This is a genomic window from Mesobacillus sp. ABV4_180 (assembly GCF_056158485.1).
In genome coordinates, this window is sequence record NZ_JBSWTJ010000001.1 from 182,720 (window position 1) to 202,966 (window position 20,247).

Sequence of the window (20,247 nt, forward strand, 5' to 3'; positions counted from 1 at the left end):
TCTATTTTTTTACAGATGAACGGGCAGTCGATCCCCCGGTTTCACGCCTTCAAGGATCCCAAGAAGGAAAAGGGGAATCAACTGCCCATAAAGGCTTGATCCATCAAGGATGAATCAACTTATAATGCTTTCTCCAATAACTTTGGTTTCGCAAAAATCATCCGGCCTGCAGAAGTCTGCAGCACACTTGTCACGAGCACATCGATGCGCTTGCCAATGTAATCGCGACCTTCTTCTACAACGATCATCGTTCCGTCATCAAGATAAGCGACACCCTGGTTATGTTCCTTGCCATCCTTAATAACCTGGATGTTCAGCTCTTCCCCTGGAAGGACGACAGGTTTAACCGCATTCGCGAGATCATTGATATTCAATACGGCAACCTTTTGCAATTCACAGACCTTGTTCAGGTTAAAATCATTCGTCACTACGACTCCATTTGTCAGCTTTGCCAGCTTCACAAGCTTGCTGTCCACTTCCTGGATGTCGTCAAAATCACCTTCGTAAATCTCAACCTTAATCTTAAGCTCCTTCTGGATACGATTAAGGATGTCCAATCCGCGTCGACCGCGGTTTCGCTTGAGAACATCAGATGAATCCGCGATATGCTGAAGTTCTTCAAGTACAAATTGCGGGATGACGATGATCCCTTCAAGGAATCCTGTCTGGCAGATATCTGCGACCCTGCCATCAATAATCACACTTGTATCAAGGATTTTCCACTCTCTTGCACGCTCTTCTTTTTCAGACTCTTCTTCTGCACCCTTTTTCTTTGGACGTGAAAACAGCCCAAGCAGCTCATCTCGCTTTTTGAAGCCGACCTGGAACCCAAGATAACCAAATAACAGGGTAAGAAGCGTCGGAGCAACTGTATTCACAACCGGCACCTGGATCGCATTCAGAGCAAAGCCAACCAGGAAGGCCACCAGCAAACCGAAGAAAAGGCCGACACTGCCGAAAATAACATCGGTAATTGGCGCTTTGATCAACGATTCTTCAGCCCACTTCACGAAATTGGTCACATAATCTACAGCCCAAAAAGTAAGAAGATAAAAAATAAGTGCGCCTAATACAGCCGTTACATAAGGATTATTGATGAGAGTCATATCTCCCATGTTCATTAAAGATAATAAATCAGGAATTAAGAATATACCAAGCGTTCCCCCAATGATCAGGAAGCAGGCTTGAATGATACGTCTTAACATCCTTTCACCTCCTTTTACTCATTATAAACAACTTCCAAATTTTGAAACCCTGCACAAGGTAACAATTTTCACTTAAAACTCATCATTTTTTTTGCACCCAAAGGAATATACGTTTAAACCATGGCAAAGGTTACGCTTTTTGTCCAATTTTAATTATGATACACAAGATTGCCATAATCCTTATAGGAGTAAATCACATCTTAAACGTAGCATCGGGGCATGGAGGTGTCAATTTATAAGCAGCCCGCCGTGATGGTAGTCTACATCTGGCGGTCTGCCATCAGCTGATCCTTTATGAGCTTGAATCCTTCTTTTATTTTCCGGGCCCTTACTTCTCCAATGCCCTCCACGTCATCAAGCTCTTCCACCGTAGCCGAAACCATATTGGTCAGTTTATCGTACCGCTTGATCATATTTTCGATGATGATCATCGGCAGGCGCGGAATCTTATTCAGCATCCTGTACCCTCGAGGACAGATGAATTCATCCATATGGACGTAACCATGATGCCCCAGCAATTTTAGAATCGTTGAATCCTCGATGACTCCAGACTTGGAAAGCTCCTGGAAACGGGCCATCACCTGGTCTGCCTTCACATCAGGTTCTGCAGAATAATCCTTGATGACAAGCAGTGCTTCCTTTTCCATTTCAGCTAAAAGCTCTTGCATTTGCAGGCGGATGAGCCGCCCTTCCATTCCCAGCTCACTCAAATACGTGAGCAGTTCCGTTTTGATTCGAAGCACCATTTCAAAGCGGTGGATGACCTGGAGAATATCATTATAGGTAACCAGCTCCTCGAATTCCAAAATTCCAAGATTGGTAATGCTCTGCCCGAGGACGACCTTATATTTTTCAAGTGTCTGGATCGCCTGATTGGCTTTCGTCAAGATGACACCGATATCCTTCAAGGCATATCGAAGGTTTCCCTGGTACAAGGTAATGACATTCCTGCGCTGGGAAATCGCGATGACCAGCGCCTTCGTCTGCCTCGCCACCCGCTCCGCCGTTCTGTGCCTCATCCCTGTTTCAGTAGATGGAACGCCAGTATCCGGTGCAAGCTGGGCATTTGCAAATAATATCTTACTGCCTGTGTCATTCAGGATAATCGCACCATCCATTTTTGCCAGTTCATATAAAAAGCTCGGGCTGAACCTGCAATTGATTTCAAAGCCGCCATCAACAAGGCTTTTAACCTTATCATTGTAACCAAAAACGATCAGTCCTCCTGTATTGGCCCGGAGGACATTATCGATTCCATCTCTTAGAGGCGTACCCGGAGCGATAAACTGAAGGATCTCGCCCAACCCTTTTTCTTCAAGCTCTTTATGATCCAATCCATCAACCCCCTAAGGTGACTTTAAGTGCATGGCTGACAGATGAGACGCCAATCAGTTCTACTCCGCTTGGAGGAGTCCATCCGCCCAGGTTATTTTCCGGTAAAATAATTCTTTCAAAGCCAAGCTTCGCCGCTTCCTGGACACGTTGTTCAATCCTCGAGACCCGCCTGACTTCTCCTGTCAGGCCAACCTCGCCAATGATACAATCAGATGCTCGGGTCGGTTTATCCCTGAAGCTGGACGCAATGCTGACTGCCACCGCCAAATCGATGGCAGGCTCATCTAACTTAACACCGCCGGCTACCTTCAAGTAAGCATCCTGGTTCGCCAGCAGCAGGCCGACACGTTTTTCAAGCACTGCCATCAGCAGAGACACCCGGTTATGGTCAATTCCTGTAGCCATCCGCCTTGGGTTCCCGAAGCTCGTCGGCGAAATCAATGCCTGGATTTCGACCAGTACAGGCCGTGTGCCTTCCATTGATGCCACGACAGTCGAACCTGATGCTCCCTGAGATCGTTCTTCCAAAAAGATTTCAGAAGGATTTGCCACTTCCTCAAGTCCGGCTTCCTTCATCTCGAAAATCCCCATTTCATTCGTCGATCCGAAACGGTTTTTAACAGCCCTGAGGATTCGATATGTATGGTGCCTCTCGCCCTCGAAATAGAGAACAGTGTCCACCATATGTTCAAGCAGCCTTGGACCGGCAATCGACCCTTCTTTTGTGACATGTCCGACGATAAAAATAGCGATCCCATTTGTTTTCGCGATTCTCATAAGCTCCGCTGTACATTCCCTTACCTGAGATACACTTCCCGGTGCGGAGGTCACCTCCGGATGGAATATCGTCTGGATTGAGTCGACGATGACAAAATCCGGATTGGTATTTTCAATTGTCAGGCTGATTTCATGCAAGTTTGTTTCCGAATAAACAAGCAGGTTTTCTGATGTCACGCCAAGTCGGTCTGCCCGCAGCTTTGTTTGCCTCATTGATTCCTCACCTGAAATATAAAGGACAGAATGAGCCTTCTTCGCCAGCTGGTAAGACACCTGGAGCAAAAGTGTCGATTTTCCGATACCAGGGTCCCCGCCTATCAGTACTAGCGACCCCCTTACAACACCGCCTCCAAGCACGCGGTTCAACTCATTCAAATCCGTTGTAATGCGCGGTTCGCTCATCGTTTCAATCGTTGTGATCGGAGTTGCTTTAGCAGCAACGCCTGTATTCCCCGTATTTGCAAAAGCTCCCCTTCTTGTCGAACCGGTGCTTTCCACTTCCTCCACCATCTTGTTCCATTGCCCGCAGCCGGGACATTTCCCCATCCATTTCGGTGATTCATAGCCGCATTCCTGGCACATGAACTTCGTTTTTCTTTTTGCCATTTTTCTAGCCTCGCATCTCTTAAAAAAAGTAATTATCTTTATAATAAAGCCAAACTATCAATAAAAGAAATGTTTACAACTGAAGAATTTATGTAAATTTTTTTAGAAAAAAAGAGGTACACGTATCTACTACGTATACCCCTTGATTTTAGGTGTTTGGCAATATTAGGACTTTGCTGTTCCTTCTGGTGTCTTGACGACAAACTCGCCATTCTCAACATCAATGACGACGTTTTGCCCAGTGAGGACGGTTCCTTTAAGCAATTCTTCAGACAGCTGGTCTTCGATATGCTTTTGGATTGCTCTGCGCAACGGACGCGCTCCGTATTCTGGATCGTAGCCTTCCTCGGAAATTTTGTCTTTCGCCGCGTCTGTCAAATCGAGCGTGATCTCCTGTTCCCTTAAACGTTTCACCAGCTGATCGGACATCAATGTCACGATTTCCTTCAGGTGCGGCTTTTCAAGAGCATGGAAGACAATGATTTCATCGATACGGTTAAGGAACTCTGGACGGAACGCCTTCTTAAGCTCCTCCATTACTTTGCCCTTCATATCTTTGTAATCCTGGGCTCCATCCTGGATATTGAAGCCAACATATTTGTTGCGCTTCAACGCTTCTGCCCCAACGTTTGATGTCAGGATCATGATGGTATTGCGGAAATCGACAGTACGTCCTTTTGAGTCAGTCAAACGGCCATCCTCTAGGACTTGAAGTAAAATATTGAACACATCTGGATGTGCCTTTTCAATTTCATCAAGCAGGATAACCGAATATGGCTTTCTGCGGACTTTTTCAGTCAATTGGCCACCCTCATCATAACCTACATATCCTGGAGGAGATCCAACAAGTCGGGAAGTCGAATGCTTCTCCATGTATTCAGACATATCGACGCGGATCATCGCATCTTCATCTCCAAACATGGACTCGGCAAGCGCTCTGGCCAATTCGGTTTTACCAACTCCTGTCGGTCCAAGGAAAATGAATGAACCGATCGGGCGCTTAGGATCCTTCAGTCCGGCACGCGCACGCCTTACTGCCTTGGCAACCGCCTTGACAGCTTCTTCCTGGCCAATGACACGTGAATGAAGGAGCTGTTCAAGGTTCAACAGCTTATCCGTTTCAGTCTGTGCCAGTTTCGAAACAGGGATATTCGTCCAGCTGGAGACAACATTTGCAATGTCTTCCACAGTAACTTCGCTGTTTTCCTGGCCCTGTTTTTCTTTCCACGTTTTCTTCGTATTTTCAAGCTGCTCACGCAGGCGCTGTTCAGTGTCTCTCAAAGATGCAGCCTTTTCAAATTCCTGGCTTTGTACGGAAGCATCCTTTTCCTTGCGCACTTCCTCAAGCTTCACCTCAAGCTCTTTAAGGTTCGGCGGAGTTGTATAGGAACGCAGACGCACCTTCGAACCAGCTTCATCAATCAAGTCAATCGCTTTATCGGGAAGGAAACGGTCTGAGATATAGCGGTCTGATAATTTTACCGCAGCTTCAATCGCTGCATCCGTAATCGACACTCTGTGGTGAGCTTCATAGCGGTCACGAAGCCCCTTTAAAATTTGAACGGATTCCTCTGCAGTCGGCTCATCCACTGTAATCGGCTGGAAGCGCCTTTCTAATGCAGCATCTTTCTCAATGTATTTGCGATACTCATCCAATGTTGTTGCCCCGATACATTGAAGCTCTCCGCGGGCAAGTGACGGCTTCAGGATATTGGAAGCGTCAATCGCACCCTCAGCTCCACCTGCACCAATCAATGTATGAAGCTCATCGATGAAAAGAATGATATTTCCTGCCTGGCGAATTTCATCCATTACCTTTTTCAGCCGGTCCTCAAATTCACCGCGGTATTTGGTACCCGCAACAACTGTTCCCATATCAAGCGTCATGACACGTTTATCCCGAAGGATTTCCGGTACTTCATTATTCACGATCTGCTGTGCCAATCCTTCAGCAATCGCCGTTTTACCAACACCAGGCTCCCCGATCAATACTGGGTTGTTCTTTGTGCGGCGGCTAAGTACTTCAATCACACGCTGGATTTCCTTGCTGCGGCCGATGACCGGATCAAGGCTTCCTTCCCTTGCAATTGCCGTCAGGTCCCTTGCAAGGCTATCAAGTGTCGGAGTATTAGCATTGGCCGCACCGCCTCCTTGATGTCCTGAAGTTTCATTGCTTCCTAAAAGCTGCAGAACCTGCTGGCGTGCTTTGTTCAGGCTGACTCCAAGGTTGTTAAGGACTCTTGCAGCTACGCCCTCACCCTCACGGATCAAGCCAAGAAGGATATGTTCTGTGCCCACATAAGAGTGGCCCAATTTCCTCGCTTCATCCATGGAAAGCTCGATGACCTTTTTTGCCCTTGGCGTATAATGGATTGTCTGGGACGTTTCCTGGCCGCGGCCAATCAGGTTCTCCACTTCCTTCTGGATTTTCTCTGCTCCCAGTCCCAAACCGTATAGTGCCTTCGCTGCAATGCCTTCTCCTTCACGTACAAGGCCAAGTAAGATGTGTTCTGTACCGATATTGTTATGTCCGAGGCGGATCGCCTCTTCCTGTGCGAGTGCCAATACTTTTTGTGCTCTCTCTGTAAATCGTCCAAACATCATAAGATCATCCTCCTGACTCTTCTTTTGATTCCATGTTCAATCGTTCTCTTATAAAAGCAGCTCTGCGGATATCCCTCTCATTCGGCCTTAGCGGTCCGCCCGCATACTGCTGCAAAAAACCTGGTTGAGTTAAAATCATCAGTTCATTCAATATTGATTTTGAAATATCTTTTATAAAACCCATATCTATCCCAAGTCTTAGATCGGACAAACAACGCGCAGCTTCTTTCGTCTCGATGATCCTGCTGTTGGCAAGTATTCCGTATGAACGAAACACTCTGTCTTCTAATTGTATGTTCGAAGTCTTCGCTAATGCTTCACGAGCTGACCTTTCCTGAGATATTATCTGGTTTACTACACTCTTCAAATCTTCAACAATATCCTCTTCTGATTTGCCAAGCGTTATCTGGTTGGATATTTGAAAAATATTACCGAGTGCCTCACTGCCTTCGCCGTATATCCCTCTTACCACTAAACCAAGCTGGTTAATCGCTGGCACAATCCGGTTCATCTGCTGTGTCAGTACGAGTCCGGGGAGGTGCATCATCACCGATGCCCGTAACCCCGTTCCTGCATTCGTGGGACAGCTGGTCAAATAGCCGAACTTCTCATCAAACGCATAATTGACATATTCCTCAAGCCAGTCATCAATTTCATTGGCAGCCTTCAAAGCTTCACTGAGCTGGAATCCCGGGAACAAGCATTGTATCCTGACATGGTCCTCCTCATTGATCATGATGCTGATCTCTTCATTATCAGTTAAAAGGACTGCGCCATGGATCGAGTTTTCAGCTAGATTGGGACTTATTAAATGTTTCTCAACAAGTACCCGTTTTTGCAGTGGCGGGATTTCATCCATCTTTATCAGTTCCAGCTGCCCAAATTTAGGTATGGATGTGTTTTCGGCACGCTCCATAATCGTGCCAATGACAGCCTCAGCCTCTCCATTTGTGAACAGAGTCGGAAAATTATATTCATCCAGATTCCGTGCGAACCGGATGCGAGAGCTGAGGACGATATCAGAATCAGGACCATCATCACTCATCCAGGAGCTTACAGCCTGACTGATGAACTTCTCCAATGACAAGGCTACTCCCCTCCCTCTTGCTTCTCTGATAATTTCTTTTCCAGTCCCCTGATCTGGTCCCTGGTCTCTGCAGCCTTCTCAAACTCCTCCTGGGAAATTAAACTTCTCAGAGTTTGCTTTAAATCATCAATCGTCTTCCTTAATTGAAGATCTCCGCCAATTCTCTTAGGAATCTTTCCAATATGCGTGAAATTACCGCTATGGAGCCTCCTTACAATGGGATTCAACTGGCCGCGGAATGCATCATAGCAAGTTGCACAGCCAAACCTTCCTACTTTCACAAACTGTGGAAACGTCATGGAACACTGCGGGCATTGAAGGACCTGTTCAGTTTGTAAAGCTTCCTTTTTCTGCTCCGGAAAAGCAGATTCCATATTCAACAATCCGGCAAGCAAGCTATTGATCGAAAAACCAGGTCCGTTGTTCATCATAAACATGTCGCCTTTTTCTTGTGCGCATTTTTCACACAAATGCATTTCCATTTTTTCGCCGTTTGAAAAATTCGTGAAGTGCAGCGTTGCCGGCCTTTGATTACATTCTTGGCAGATCATGCCCTCACCTCTTTATCTACTTTGCTTATTTAAATTTCAACGCCATCAGCATCGCCTTCAACATCCTCGCACGCAACTCATCGCGCTGCGGAAGTTCAATGTACAGGATTGACCTGTCAAGTACACTAAGCATGATCTTCGCTTCCCTGTCCGTGACAACGTCCTCCTCGACAATGCGGTAAATGACATCTTCAGCGCTGCTTTGCGAAATCCGTGTTTGAATCAAAGACAGTAGATCATCAATCAGGTGCGCATGGTCATAAGTCTGGACTTTGATGATACGGATATAACCGCCGCCACCCCGCTTGCTCTCAACAAGATATCCTCGTTCAATCGTGAACCTCGTATTAATGACATAGTTGATCTGGGATGGTACGCATTGAAATTTATCGGCGATTTCACTTCGCTTGATTTCAACGATCTCCTTATCGCTCATTTCCAAAACATGCTTGAGGTAATTTTCAATGATGTCCGATATATTCCTCACTAAACCTCCCCCTATCTGACTTTGACTATATTTGACATTAATTATACAAAAAAATTTTTTTCGATGCAATTAATGCATCCAGAATTATTTTCGCCAAAATTATGTATGCCAAAACATAACAATTAGGGGTGTTGTTGGTTATTATACCCATTTTAATTTAGGTGGAAACTTCTAATGAATTGATGTTAGGTATTTTTTTCATTTGGGCTGGATGACTTATTATATGGGCGAATGTGGTGATTAGTGCCTGGATGCAAGTGGTCGATATATCTGGAATTATGATCGATATATCTTAAAATGTGGTCGATAAAATTATAATTTCGCTGATATAATGCAAAATCTGGTCGATATATTTCATTTATCGCCAATATAAGCAAAGTACGAAACCAAAAGATTGTTTGCATGGAGACGTTTTTATGGTGATTTTCATTTTCTTGATTATTGGTTGGGAGATTAGTTAGAAAAAGTGAGATTCAATTGAGATAGCGCAAAGAATAATATATTCCTGTACTTTTTAAGAGGTTTCGTTTTTCTAATGCAAAAAAAGACACAAAAAAGAACAGCCATTACAGCTGTTCTTTCGTGTGCCCGGCGGCGTCCTACTCTCACAGGGGGAAACCCCCAACTACCATCGGCGCTGAGAAGCTTAACTTCCGTGTTCGGTATGGGAACGGGTGTGACCTTCTCGCCATCGCCACCAGACTATTTGGTTTGAGGTTTTGCTATTTTGCTTCGCAAAAAGCTTTATTCCCTCAAAACTAGATAATGTGTAAGAAGAATTCAAGAAGAACGAATGATCTATTTGGTTAAGTCCTCGAACGATTAGTATCAGTCAGCTCCACACGTCACCGCGCTTCCACCTCTGACCTATCAACCTGATCATCTTTCAGGGTTCTTACTAGCTTGCGCTATGGGAAATCTCATCTTGAGGGGGGCTTCATGCTTAGATGCTTTCAGCACTTATCCCGTCCGCACATAGCTACCCAGCGATGCCTTTGGCAAGACAACTGGTACACCAGCGGTGCGTCCATCCCGGTCCTCTCGTACTAAGGACAGCTCCTCTCAAATTTCCTGCGCCCACGACGGATAGGGACCGAACTGTCTCACGACGTTCTGAACCCAGCTCGCGTACCGCTTTAATGGGCGAACAGCCCAACCCTTGGGACCGACTACAGCCCCAGGATGCGATGAGCCGACATCGAGGTGCCAAACCTCCCCGTCGATGTGGACTCTTGGGGGAGATAAGCCTGTTATCCCCGGGGTAGCTTTTATCCGTTGAGCGATGGCCCTTCCATGCGGAACCACCGGATCACTAAGCCCGACTTTCGTCCCTGCTCGACTTGTAGGTCTCGCAGTCAAGCTCCCTTGTGCCTTTACACTCTGCGAATGATTTCCAACCATTCTGAGGGAACCTTTGGGCGCCTCCGTTACTCTTTAGGAGGCGACCGCCCCAGTCAAACTGCCCACCTGACACTGTCTCCCGCCCCGATCAGGGGCGCGGGTTAGAATTTCAATACAGCCAGGGTAGTATCCCACCGACGCCTCCACCGAAGCTGGCGCTCCGGTTTCTCAGGCTCCTACCTATCCTGTACAAGCTGTACCAAAATTCAATATCAGGCTACAGTAAAGCTCCACGGGGTCTTTCCGTCCTGTCGCGGGTAACCTGCATCTTCACAGGTACTATAATTTCACCGAGTCTCTCGTTGAGACAGTGCCCAGATCGTTACGCCTTTCGTGCGGGTCGGAACTTACCCGACAAGGAATTTCGCTACCTTAGGACCGTTATAGTTACGGCCGCCGTTTACTGGGGCTTCGATTCAGAGCTTCGCGTGAGCTAACCCCTCCTCTTAACCTTCCAGCACCGGGCAGGCGTCAGCCCCTATACTTCGCCTTGCGGCTTCGCAGAGACCTGTGTTTTTGCTAAACAGTCGCCTGGGCCTATTCACTGCGGCTCATCCGGGCTATTCACCCAAATGAGCACCCCTTCTCCCGAAGTTACGGGGTCATTTTGCCGAGTTCCTTAACGAGAGTTCTCTCGCTCACCTTAGGATTCTCTCCTCGCCTACCTGTGTCGGTTTGCGGTACGGGCACCATTTATCTCGCTAGAGGCTTTTCTTGGCAGTGTGGAATCAGGAACTTCGGTACTAAATTTCCCTCGCTGTCACAGCTCAGCCTTCACGCAAGCGGGATTTGCCTCACTTGCAGCCTAACTGCTTAGACGCGCATATCCAACAGCGCGCTTACCCTATCCTCCTGCGTCCCCCCGTCGCTCAAACGATAAAGAGGTGGTACAGGAATATCAACCTGTTGTCCATCGCCTACGCCTTTCGGCCTCGGCTTAGGTCCCGACTAACCCTGAGAGGACGAGCCTTCCTCAGGAAACCTTAGGCATTCGGTGGATGGGATTCTCACCCATCTTTCGCTACTCATACCGGCATTCTCACTTCTAAGCGCTCCACCAGTCCTTACGGTCTAGCTTCAACGCCCTTAGAACGCTCTCCTACCACTGACATCTAAGATGTCAATCCACAGCTTCGGTGATACGTTTAGCCCCGGTACATTTTCGGCGCAGAGTCACTCGACCAGTGAGCTATTACGCACTCTTTAAATGGTGGCTGCTTCTAAGCCAACATCCTGGTTGTCTAAGCAACTCCACATCCTTTTCCACTTAACGTATACTTTGGGACCTTAGCTGGTGGTCTGGGCTGTTTCCCTTTTGACTACGGATCTTATCACTCGCAGTCTGACTCCCACGGATAAGTCTTTGGCATTCGGAGTTTGTCTGAATTCGGTAACCCGATGAGGGCCCCTAGTCCAAACAGTGCTCTACCTCCAAGACTCTTACAACGTGAGGCTAGCCCTAAAGCTATTTCGGAGAGAACCAGCTATCTCCAAGTTCGATTGGAATTTCTCCGCTACCCACACCTCATCCCCGCACTTTTCAACGTGCGTGGGTTCGGGCCTCCAGTTGGTGTTACCCAACCTTCACCCTGGACATGGGTAGATCACCTGGTTTCGGGTCTACGACCACATACTCATTCGCCCTATTCAGACTCGCTTTCGCTGCGGCTCCGTCTCTTCAACTTAACCTTGCATGTAATCGTAACTCGCCGGTTCATTCTACAAAAGGCACGCCATCACCCATGAACGGGCTCTGACTACTTGTAGGCACACGGTTTCAGGATCTCTTTCACTCCCCTTCCGGGGTGCTTTTCACCTTTCCCTCACGGTACTGGTTCACTATCGGTCACTAGGGAGTATTTAGCCTTGGGAGATGGTCCTCCCAGCTTCCGACGGGATTTCTCGTGTCCCGCCGTACTCAGGATCCACTCAGGAGGGAACGAAGTTTCAACTACAGGGTTTTTACCTTCTCTGACGGGCCTTTCCAGACCACTTCATCTACCCCGTTCCTTTGTAACTCCATGTAGAGTGTCCTACAACCCCAAGAGGCAAGCCTCTTGGTTTGGGCTATGTCCCGTTTCGCTCGCCGCTACTCAGGGAATCGCGTTTGCTTTCTCTTCCTCCGGGTACTTAGATGTTTCAGTTCCCCGGGTCTGCCTTCAATACCCTATGTATTCAGGTAAAGATACTGTTCCATTACGAACAGTGGGTTTCCCCATTCGGAAATCTCCGGATCAAAGCTTACTTACAGCTCCCCGAAGCATATCGGTGTTAGTCCCGTCCTTCATCGGCTCCTAGTGCCAAGGCATCCACCGTGCGCCCTTTCTAACTTAACCTAAAAGGTCATTTCTCTAATTGAATAGAGAGAAAACTAAAATGGCGATCACTCGGTTTTTCTTGGTTCTTCTTACTTACGATTATCTAGTTTTCAAGGAACAAAAAAGTCTTGAGGCACTTGCTCCCTCAAAACTAAACAAACAAGCTGGTCAACAGTACGAACCGTAGGTTCGCATTCCGATTGCCCTTAGGCAATATCCTTAGAAAGGAGGTGATCCAGCCGCACCTTCCGATACGGCTACCTTGTTACGACTTCACCCCAATCATCTGTCCCACCTTAGGCGGCTGGCTCCAAAAGGTTACCCCACCGACTTCGGGTGTTACAAACTCTCGTGGTGTGACGGGCGGTGTGTACAAGGCCCGGGAACGTATTCACCGCGGCATGCTGATCCGCGATTACTAGCGATTCCGGCTTCATGCAGGCGAGTTGCAGCCTGCAATCCGAACTGAGAATGGTTTTATGGGATTGGCTCGACCTCGCGGCTTCGCGACCCTTTGTTCCATCCATTGTAGCACGTGTGTAGCCCAGGTCATAAGGGGCATGATGATTTGACGTCATCCCCACCTTCCTCCGGTTTGTCACCGGCAGTCACCTTAGAGTGCCCAACTGAATGCTGGCAACTAAGATCAAGGGTTGCGCTCGTTGCGGGACTTAACCCAACATCTCACGACACGAGCTGACGACAACCATGCACCACCTGTCACTCTGTCCCCCGAAGGGGAACGCCCTATCTCTAGGGTTGTCAGAGGATGTCAAGACCTGGTAAGGTTCTTCGCGTTGCTTCGAATTAAACCACATGCTCCACCGCTTGTGCGGGCCCCCGTCAATTCCTTTGAGTTTCAGCCTTGCGGCCGTACTCCCCAGGCGGAGTGCTTAATGCGTTTGCTGCAGCACTAAAGGGCGGAAACCCTCTAACACTTAGCACTCATCGTTTACGGCGTGGACTACCAGGGTATCTAATCCTGTTCGCTCCCCACGCTTTCGCGCCTCAGCGTCAGTTACAGACCAGAGAGCCGCCTTCGCCACTGGTGTTCCTCCACATCTCTACGCATTTCACCGCTACACGTGGAATTCCGCTCTCCTCTTCTGCACTCAAGTCCCCCAGTTTCCAATGACCCTCCACGGTTGAGCCGTGGGCTTTCACATCAGACTTAAAGGACCGCCTGCGCGCGCTTTACGCCCAATAATTCCGGACAACGCTTGCCACCTACGTATTACCGCGGCTGCTGGCACGTAGTTAGCCGTGGCTTTCTGGTCAGGTACCGTCAAGGTACCGGCAGTTACTCCGATACTTGTTCTTCCCTGACAACAGAGCTTTACGACCCGAAGGCCTTCATCGCTCACGCGGCGTTGCTCCGTCAGACTTTCGTCCATTGCGGAAGATTCCCTACTGCTGCCTCCCGTAGGAGTCTGGGCCGTGTCTCAGTCCCAGTGTGGCCGATCACCCTCTCAGGTCGGCTACGCATCGTCGCCTTGGTGAGCCGTTACCTCACCAACTAGCTAATGCGCCGCGGGCCCATCTGTAAGTGACAGCCGAAACCGTCTTTCAGCTTTCCCTCATGTAAGGGAAAGGATTATCCGGTATTAGCTCCGGTTTCCCGAAGTTATCCCAGTCTTACAGGCAGGTTGCCCACGTGTTACTCACCCGTCCGCCGCTGATCTTCAAAAGCAAGCTAATGAAGATCCGCTCGACTTGCATGTATTAGGCACGCCGCCAGCGTTCGTCCTGAGCCAGGATCAAACTCTCCAAGAAAGAGTTATGAGTTAGCTCATAAAATAAAACGTTGGCTCTTGTCTTCTATAATAGAAGCAAGAATATTATTGTTTGTTGACGCTTGTTTGTTTAGTTTTCAAAGAGCAATTCTTTGACCGTATCAACAGGTCAGCTTTAACATACTAACATGATGAATCAAAAAGGTCAAATGTTTTTTTTGGTGGAGCCTAGCGGGATCGAACCGCTGACCTCCTGCGTGCAAGGCAGGCGCTCTCCCAGCTGAGCTAAGGCCCCATATTAAAGTAAGTGAATGGTCGGGAAGACAGGATTCGAACCTGCGACCCCTTGGTCCCAAACCAAGTGCTCTACCAAGCTGAGCTACTCCCCGATATATTGAGAAAAATAATGGCGCGCCCGAAAGGAGTCGAACCCATAACCTTCTGATCCGTAGTCAGACGCTCTATCCAATTGAGCTACGGGCGCATATTTGTTTTTTTTAGCTAACTTGGTGCCGAGGACCGGAATCGAACCGGTACGGTAGTCACCTACCGCAGGATTTTAAGTCCTGTGCGTCTGCCAGTTCCGCCACCCCGGCTAAAAATGGAGCGGAAGACGGGATTCGAACCCGCGACCCCAACCTTGGCAAGGTTGTATTCTACCACTGAACTACTTCCGCATATTTTATTGATTTGTTTGAAAAAATGGTGCGGGTGAAGGGAGTCGAACCCCCACGCCTTGCGGCGCCAGATCCTAAGTCTGGTGCGTCTGCCAATTCCGCCACACCCGCATATTAATATTAAGTCATTTTCGCCAGCGCGAAAAAACTATGGTGAGCCATGAAGGACTCGAACCTTCGACCCTCTGATTAAAAGTCAGATGCTCTACCGACTGAGCTAATGGCTCGTACAAAGATTAGCTTCGATAAAAAGTTTCTCTGCTCAAAATCCCTCCGGGATTTCTCGCATGCTTCCGCTGATGCTGATCAGAGAAGCAAGAAGCATGGTGCCGGCGAGAGGACTTGAACCCCCAACCTACTGATTACAAGTCAGTTGCTCTACCAATTGAGCTACACCGGCATATAATGTAGAATATTTCACTATCTGAAATTATTATGGTGGAGGATGACGGGATCGAACCGCCGACCCTCTGCTTGTAAGGCAGATGCTCTCCCAGCTGAGCTAATCCTCCATATATATGCCCGGCGGCGTCCTACTCTCACAGGGGGAAACCCCCAACTACCATCGGCGCTGAGAAGCTTAACTTCCGTGTTCGGTATGGGAACGGGTGTGACCTTCTCGCCATCGCCACCAGACTATTTGGTTTGAGGTTTTATTCCCTCAAAACTAGATAATGTTGTAAGAAGAATTCAAGAAGAACGAATGATCTATTTGGTTAAGTCCTCGAACGATTAGTATCAGTCAGCTCCACACGTCACCGCGCTTCCACCTCTGACCTATCAACCTGATCATCTTTCAGGGTTCTTACTAGCTTGCGCTATGGGAAATCTCATCTTGAGGGGGGCTTCATGCTTAGATGCTTTCAGCACTTATCCCGTCCGCACATAGCTACCCAGCGATGCCTTTGGCAAGACAACTGGTACACCAGCGGTGCGTCCATCCCGGTCCTCTCGTACTAAGGACAGCTCCTCTCAAATTTCCTGCGCCCACGACGGATAGGGACCGAACTGTCTCACGACGTTCTGAACCCAGCTCGCGTACCGCTTTAATGGGCGAACAGCCCAACCCTTGGGACCGACTACAGCCCCAGGATGCGATGAGCCGACATCGAGGTGCCAAACCTCCCCGTCGATGTGGACTCTTGGGGGAGATAAGCCTGTTATCCCCGGGGTAGCTTTTATCCGTTGAGCGATGGCCCTTCCATGCGGAACCACCGGATCACTAAGCCCGACTTTCGTCCCTGCTCGACTTGTAGGTCTCGCAGTCAAGCTCCCTTGTGCCTTTACACTCTGCGAATGATTTCCAACCATTCTGAGGGAACCTTTGGGCGCCTCCGTTACTCTTTAGGAGGCGACCGCCCCAGTCAAACTGCCCACCTGACACTGTCTCCCGCCCCGATCAGGGGCGCGGGTTAGAATTTCAATACAGCCAGGGTAGTATCCCACCGACGCCTCCACCGAAGCTGGCGCTCCGGTTTCTCAGGCTCCTACCTATCCTGTACAAGCTGTACCAAAATTCAATATCAGGCTACAGTAAAGCTCCACGGGGTCTTTCCGTCCTGTCGCGGGTAACCTGCATCTTCACAGGTACTATAATTTCACCGAGTCTCTCGTTGAGACAGTGCCCAGATCGTTACGCCTTTCGTGCGGGTCGGAACTTACCCGACAAGGAATTTCGCTACCTTAGGACCGTTATAGTTACGGCCGCCGTTTACTGGGGCTTCGATTCAGAGCTTCGCGTGAGCTAACCCCTCCTCTTAACCTTCCAGCACCGGGCAGGCGTCAGCCCCTATACTTCGCCTTGCGGCTTCGCAGAGACCTGTGTTTTTGCTAAACAGTCGCCTGGGCCTATTCACTGCGGCTCATCCGGGCTATTCACCCAAATGAGCACCCCTTCTCCCGAAGTTACGGGGTCATTTTGCCGAGTTCCTTAACGAGAGTTCTCTCGCTCACCTTAGGATTCTCTCCTCGCCTACCTGTGTCGGTTTGCGGTACGGGCACCATTTATCTCGCTAGAGGCTTTTCTTGGCAGTGTGGAATCAGGAACTTCGGTACTAAATTTCCCTCGCTGTCACAGCTCAGCCTTCACGCAAGCGGGATTTACCTCACTTGCAGCCTAACTGCTTAGACGCGCATATCCAACAGCGCGCTTACCCTATCCTCCTGCGTCCCCCCGTCGCTCAAACGATAAAGAGGTGGTACAGGAATATCAACCTGTTGTCCATCGCCTACGCCTTTCGGCCTCGGCTTAGGTCCCGACTAACCCTGAGAGGACGAGCCTTCCTCAGGAAACCTTAGGCATTCGGTGGATGGGATTCTCACCCATCTTTCGCTACTCATACCGGCATTCTCACTTCTAAGCGCTCCACCAGTCCTTACGGTCTAGCTTCAACGCCCTTAGAACGCTCTCCTACCACTGACATCTAAGATGTCAATCCACAGCTTCGGTGATACGTTTAGCCCCGATACATTTTCGGCGCAGAGTCACTCGACCAGTGAGCTATTACGCACTCTTTAAATGGTGGCTGCTTCTAAGCCAACATCCTGGTTGTCTAAGCAACTCCACATCCTTTTCCACTTAACGTATACTTTGGGACCTTAGCTGGTGGTCTGGGCTGTTTCCCTTTTGACTACGGATCTTATCACTCGCAGTCTGACTCCCACGGATAAGTCTTTGGCATTCGGAGTTTGTCTGAATTCGGTAACCCGATGAGGGCCCCTAGTCCAAACAGTGCTCTACCTCCAAGACTCTTACAACGTGAGGCTAGCCCTAAAGCTATTTCGGAGAGAACCAGCTATCTCCAAGTTCGATTGGAATTTCTCCGCTACCCACACCTCATCCCCGCACTTTTCAACGTGCGTGGGTTCGGGCCTCCAGTTGGTGTTACCCAACCTTCACCCTGGACATGGGTAGATCACCTGGTTTCGGGTCTACGACCACATACTCATTCGCCCTATTCAGACTCGCTTTCGCTGCGGCTCCGTCTCTTCAACTTAACCTTGCATGTAATCGTAACTCGCCGGTTCATTCTACAAAAGGCACGCCATCACCCATGAACGGGCTCTGACTACTTGTAGGCACACGGTTTCAGGATCTCTTTCACTCCCCTTCCGGGGTGCTTTTCACCTTTCCCTCACGGTACTGGTTCACTATCGGTCACTAGGGAGTATTTAGCCTTGGGAGATGGTCCTCCCAGCTTCCGACGGGATTTCTCGTGTCCCGCCGTACTCAGGATCCACTCAGGAGGGAACGAAGTTTCAACTACAGGGTTTTTACCTTCTCTGACGGGCCTTTCCAGACCACTTCATCTACCCCGTTCCTTTGTAACTCCATGTAGAGTGTCCTACAACCCCAAGAGGCAAGCCTCTTGGTTTGGGCTATGTCCCGTTTCGCTCGCCGCTACTCAGGGAATCGCGTTTGCTTTCTCTTCCTCCGGGTACTTAGATGTTTCAGTTCCCCGGGTCTGCCTTCAATACCCTATGTATTCAGGTAAAGATACTGTTCCATTACGAACAGTGGGTTTCCCCATTCGGAAATCTCCGGATCAAAGCTTACTTACAGCTCCCCGAAGCATATCGGTGTTAGTCCCGTCCTTCATCGGCTCCTAGTGCCAAGGCATCCACCGTGCGCCCTTTCTAACTTAACCTAAAAGGTCATTTCTCTAATTGAATAGAGAGAAAACTAAAATGGCGATCACTCGGTTTTTCTTGGTTCTTCTTACTTACGATTATCTAGTTTTCAAGGAACAAAAAAGTCTTGAGGCACTTGCTCCCTCAAAACTAAACAAACAAGCTGGTCAACAGTACGAACCGTAGGTTCGCATTCCGATTGCCCTTAGGCAATATCCTTAGAAAGGAGGTGATCCAGCCGCACCTTCCGATACGGCTACCTTGTTACGACTTCACCCCAATCATCTGTCCCACCTTAGGCGGCTGGCTCCAAAAGGTTACCCCACCGACTTCGGGTGTTACAAACTCTCGTGGTGTGACGGGCGGTGTGTACAAGGCCCGGGAACGTATTCACCGCGGCATGCTGATCCGCGATTACTAGCGATTCCGGCTTCATGCAGGCGAGTTGCAGCCTGCAATCCGAACTGAGAATGGTTTTATGGGATTGGCTCGACCTCGCGGCTTCGCGACCCTTTGTTCCATCCATTGTAGCACGTGTGTAGCCCAGGTCATAAGGGGCATGATGATTTGACGTCATCCCCACCTTCCTCCGGTTTGTCACCGGCAGTCACCTTAGAGTGCCCAACTGAATGCTGGCAACTAAGATCAAGGGTTGCGCTCGTTGCGGGACTTAACCCAACATCTCACGACACGAGCTGACGACAACCATGCACCACCTGTCACTCTGTCCCCCGAAGGGGAACGCCCTATCTCTAGGGTTGTCAGAGGATGTCAAGACCTGGTAAGGTTCTTCGCGTTGCTTCGAATTAAACCACATGCTCCACCGCTTGTGCGGGCCCCCGTCAATTCCTTTGAGTTTCAGCCTTGCGGCCGTACTCCCCAGGCGGAGTGCTTAATGCGTTTGCTGCAGCACTAAAGGGCGGAAACCCTCTAACACTTAGCACTCATCGTTTACGGCGTGGACTACCAGGGTATCTAATCCTGTTCGCTCCCCACGCTTTCGCGCCTCAGCGTCAGTTACAGACCAGAGAGCCGCCTTCGCCACTGGTGTTCCTCCACATCTCTACGCATTTCACCGCTACACGTGGAATTCCGCTCTCCTCTTCTGCACTCAAGTCCCCCAGTTTCCAATGACCCTCCACGGTTGAGCCGTGGGCTTTCACATCAGACTTAAAGGACCGCCTGCGCGCGCTTTACGCCCAATAATTCCGGACAACGCTTGCCACCTACGTATTACCGCGGCTGCTGGCACGTAGTTAGCCGTGGCTTTCTGGTCAGGTACCGTCAAGGTACCGGCAGTTACTCCGATACTTGTTCTTCCCTGACAACAGAGCTTTACGACCCGAAGGCCTTCATCGCTCACGCGGCGTTGCTCCGTCAGACTTTCGTCCATTGCGGAAGATTCCCTACTGCTGCCTCCCGTAGGAGTCTGGGCCGTGTCTCAGTCCCAGTGTGGCCGATCACCCTCTCAGGTCGGCTACGCATCGTCGCCTTGGTGAGCCGTTACCTCACCAACTAGCTAATGCGCCGCGGGCCCATCTGTAAGTGACAGCCGAAACCGTCTTTCAGCTTTCCCTCATGTAAGGGAAAGGATTATCCGGTATTAGCTCCGGTTTCCCGAAGTTATCCCAGTCTTACAGGCAGGTTGCCCACGTGTTACTCACCCGTCCGCCGCTGATCTTCAAAAGCAAGCTAATGAAGATCCGCTCGACTTGCATGTATTAGGCACGCCGCCAGCGTTCGTCCTGAGCCAGGATCAAACTCTCCAAGAAAGAGTTATGAGTTAGCTCATAAAATAAAACGTTGGCTCTTGTCTTCTATAATAGAAGCAAGAAT

The 20,247-nt window shown here is 49.2% G+C and carries 7 protein-coding genes, 9 tRNA genes and 6 rRNA genes; all 22 read right to left on the reverse strand.

What is annotated here, in order from left to right; genetic code table 11:
- Positions 1-119: 119 nt before the first annotated feature.
- The 22 genes from ACXAEA_RS01035 to ACXAEA_RS01140 all read right to left on the reverse strand — a co-directional run bounded on the left by ACXAEA_RS01035 (position 120) and on the right by ACXAEA_RS01140 (position 20,183).
- Positions 120-1,205: a PIN/TRAM domain-containing protein gene (locus tag ACXAEA_RS01035; protein WP_475094125.1), complete on the reverse strand. Its 1,086-nt coding sequence runs from the start codon at positions 1,203-1,205 to the stop codon at positions 120-122.
- Between the two features lie 260 nt (positions 1,206-1,465).
- On the reverse strand, positions 1,466-2,539 hold the full coding sequence (disA, locus tag ACXAEA_RS01040; RefSeq protein WP_475094126.1) for a DNA integrity scanning diadenylate cyclase DisA: 1,074 nt from the start codon (positions 2,537-2,539) through the stop codon (positions 1,466-1,468).
- 4 nt (positions 2,540-2,543) lie between these two features.
- Entirely contained in the window at positions 2,544-3,923 is a 1,380-nt protein-coding gene (radA, locus tag ACXAEA_RS01045; RefSeq protein WP_475094127.1) for a DNA repair protein RadA, read from the reverse strand.
- Between the two features lie 165 nt (positions 3,924-4,088).
- On the reverse strand, positions 4,089-6,527 hold the full coding sequence (gene clpC / locus ACXAEA_RS01050) for an ATP-dependent protease ATP-binding subunit ClpC (RefSeq protein WP_475094128.1): 2,439 nt from the start codon (positions 6,525-6,527) through the stop codon (positions 4,089-4,091).
- A gap of 4 nt (positions 6,528-6,531) precedes the next feature.
- Positions 6,532-7,614, reverse strand: a complete 1,083-nt coding sequence (locus ACXAEA_RS01055) for a protein arginine kinase (RefSeq protein ID WP_475094129.1) — start codon at positions 7,612-7,614, stop codon at positions 6,532-6,534.
- A 2-nt stretch (positions 7,615-7,616) separates the two neighbouring features.
- Complete coding sequence (locus tag ACXAEA_RS01060) at positions 7,617-8,165, reverse strand: UvrB/UvrC motif-containing protein (protein ID WP_475094130.1); 549 nt, start codon at positions 8,163-8,165, stop codon at positions 7,617-7,619.
- Between the two features lie 25 nt (positions 8,166-8,190).
- Positions 8,191-8,652, reverse strand: coding sequence for a CtsR family transcriptional regulator (locus ACXAEA_RS01065; protein WP_475094131.1), 462 nt, complete (start codon positions 8,650-8,652; stop codon positions 8,191-8,193).
- Between the two features lie 586 nt (positions 8,653-9,238).
- Positions 9,239-9,354, reverse strand: a 5S ribosomal RNA gene (gene rrf / locus ACXAEA_RS01070).
- 100 nt (positions 9,355-9,454) lie between these two features.
- Positions 9,455-12,389, reverse strand: a 23S ribosomal RNA gene (locus ACXAEA_RS01075).
- Positions 12,390-12,594: 205 nt separating this feature from the next.
- Positions 12,595-14,144, reverse strand: a 16S ribosomal RNA gene (locus ACXAEA_RS01080).
- A gap of 179 nt (positions 14,145-14,323) precedes the next feature.
- Positions 14,324-14,399, reverse strand: a tRNA-Ala gene (locus tag ACXAEA_RS01085).
- A gap of 17 nt (positions 14,400-14,416) precedes the next feature.
- A tRNA-Pro gene (locus ACXAEA_RS01090) sits at positions 14,417-14,493 on the reverse strand.
- Between the two features lie 18 nt (positions 14,494-14,511).
- Positions 14,512-14,588 (reverse strand) — tRNA-Arg (locus tag ACXAEA_RS01095).
- Positions 14,589-14,611: 23 nt separating this feature from the next.
- A tRNA-Leu gene (locus ACXAEA_RS01100) sits at positions 14,612-14,700 on the reverse strand.
- A 6-nt stretch (positions 14,701-14,706) separates the two neighbouring features.
- Positions 14,707-14,781, reverse strand: a tRNA-Gly gene (locus ACXAEA_RS01105).
- 26 nt (positions 14,782-14,807) lie between these two features.
- Positions 14,808-14,892, reverse strand: a tRNA-Leu gene (locus ACXAEA_RS01110).
- 40 nt (positions 14,893-14,932) lie between these two features.
- A tRNA-Lys gene (locus ACXAEA_RS01115) sits at positions 14,933-15,008 on the reverse strand.
- Between the two features lie 97 nt (positions 15,009-15,105).
- Positions 15,106-15,181: transfer RNA gene (locus tag ACXAEA_RS01120), tRNA-Thr, on the reverse strand.
- 36 nt (positions 15,182-15,217) lie between these two features.
- A tRNA-Val gene (locus ACXAEA_RS01125) sits at positions 15,218-15,293 on the reverse strand.
- An 8-nt stretch (positions 15,294-15,301) separates the two neighbouring features.
- Positions 15,302-15,417, reverse strand: a 5S ribosomal RNA gene (gene rrf / locus ACXAEA_RS01130).
- A gap of 76 nt (positions 15,418-15,493) precedes the next feature.
- A 23S ribosomal RNA gene (locus ACXAEA_RS01135) occupies positions 15,494-18,428 on the reverse strand.
- A gap of 205 nt (positions 18,429-18,633) precedes the next feature.
- Positions 18,634-20,183 (reverse strand): 16S ribosomal RNA (locus tag ACXAEA_RS01140).
- Together the 16S, 23S and 5S rRNA genes with 9 tRNA genes alongside form the textbook arrangement of a ribosomal RNA operon.
- Between the last annotated feature and the right edge of the window lie 64 nt (positions 20,184-20,247).

Excerpts from the sequence above, each read along its gene's own strand:
- ACXAEA_RS01035 (WP_475094125.1), bottom strand. The coding sequence starts at position 1,205 with ATGTTAAGACGTATCATTCAAGCCTGCTTCCTGATCATTGGGGGAACG.
- radA (WP_475094127.1), bottom strand. The coding sequence starts at position 3,923 with ATGGCAAAAAGAAAAACGAAGTTCATGTGCCAGGAATGCGGCTATGAA.
- clpC (WP_475094128.1), bottom strand. The coding sequence starts at position 6,527 with ATGATGTTTGGACGATTTACAGAGAGAGCACAAAAAGTATTGGCACTC.
- ACXAEA_RS01060 (WP_475094130.1), bottom strand. The coding sequence starts at position 8,165 with ATGATCTGCCAAGAATGTAATCAAAGGCCGGCAACGCTGCACTTCACG.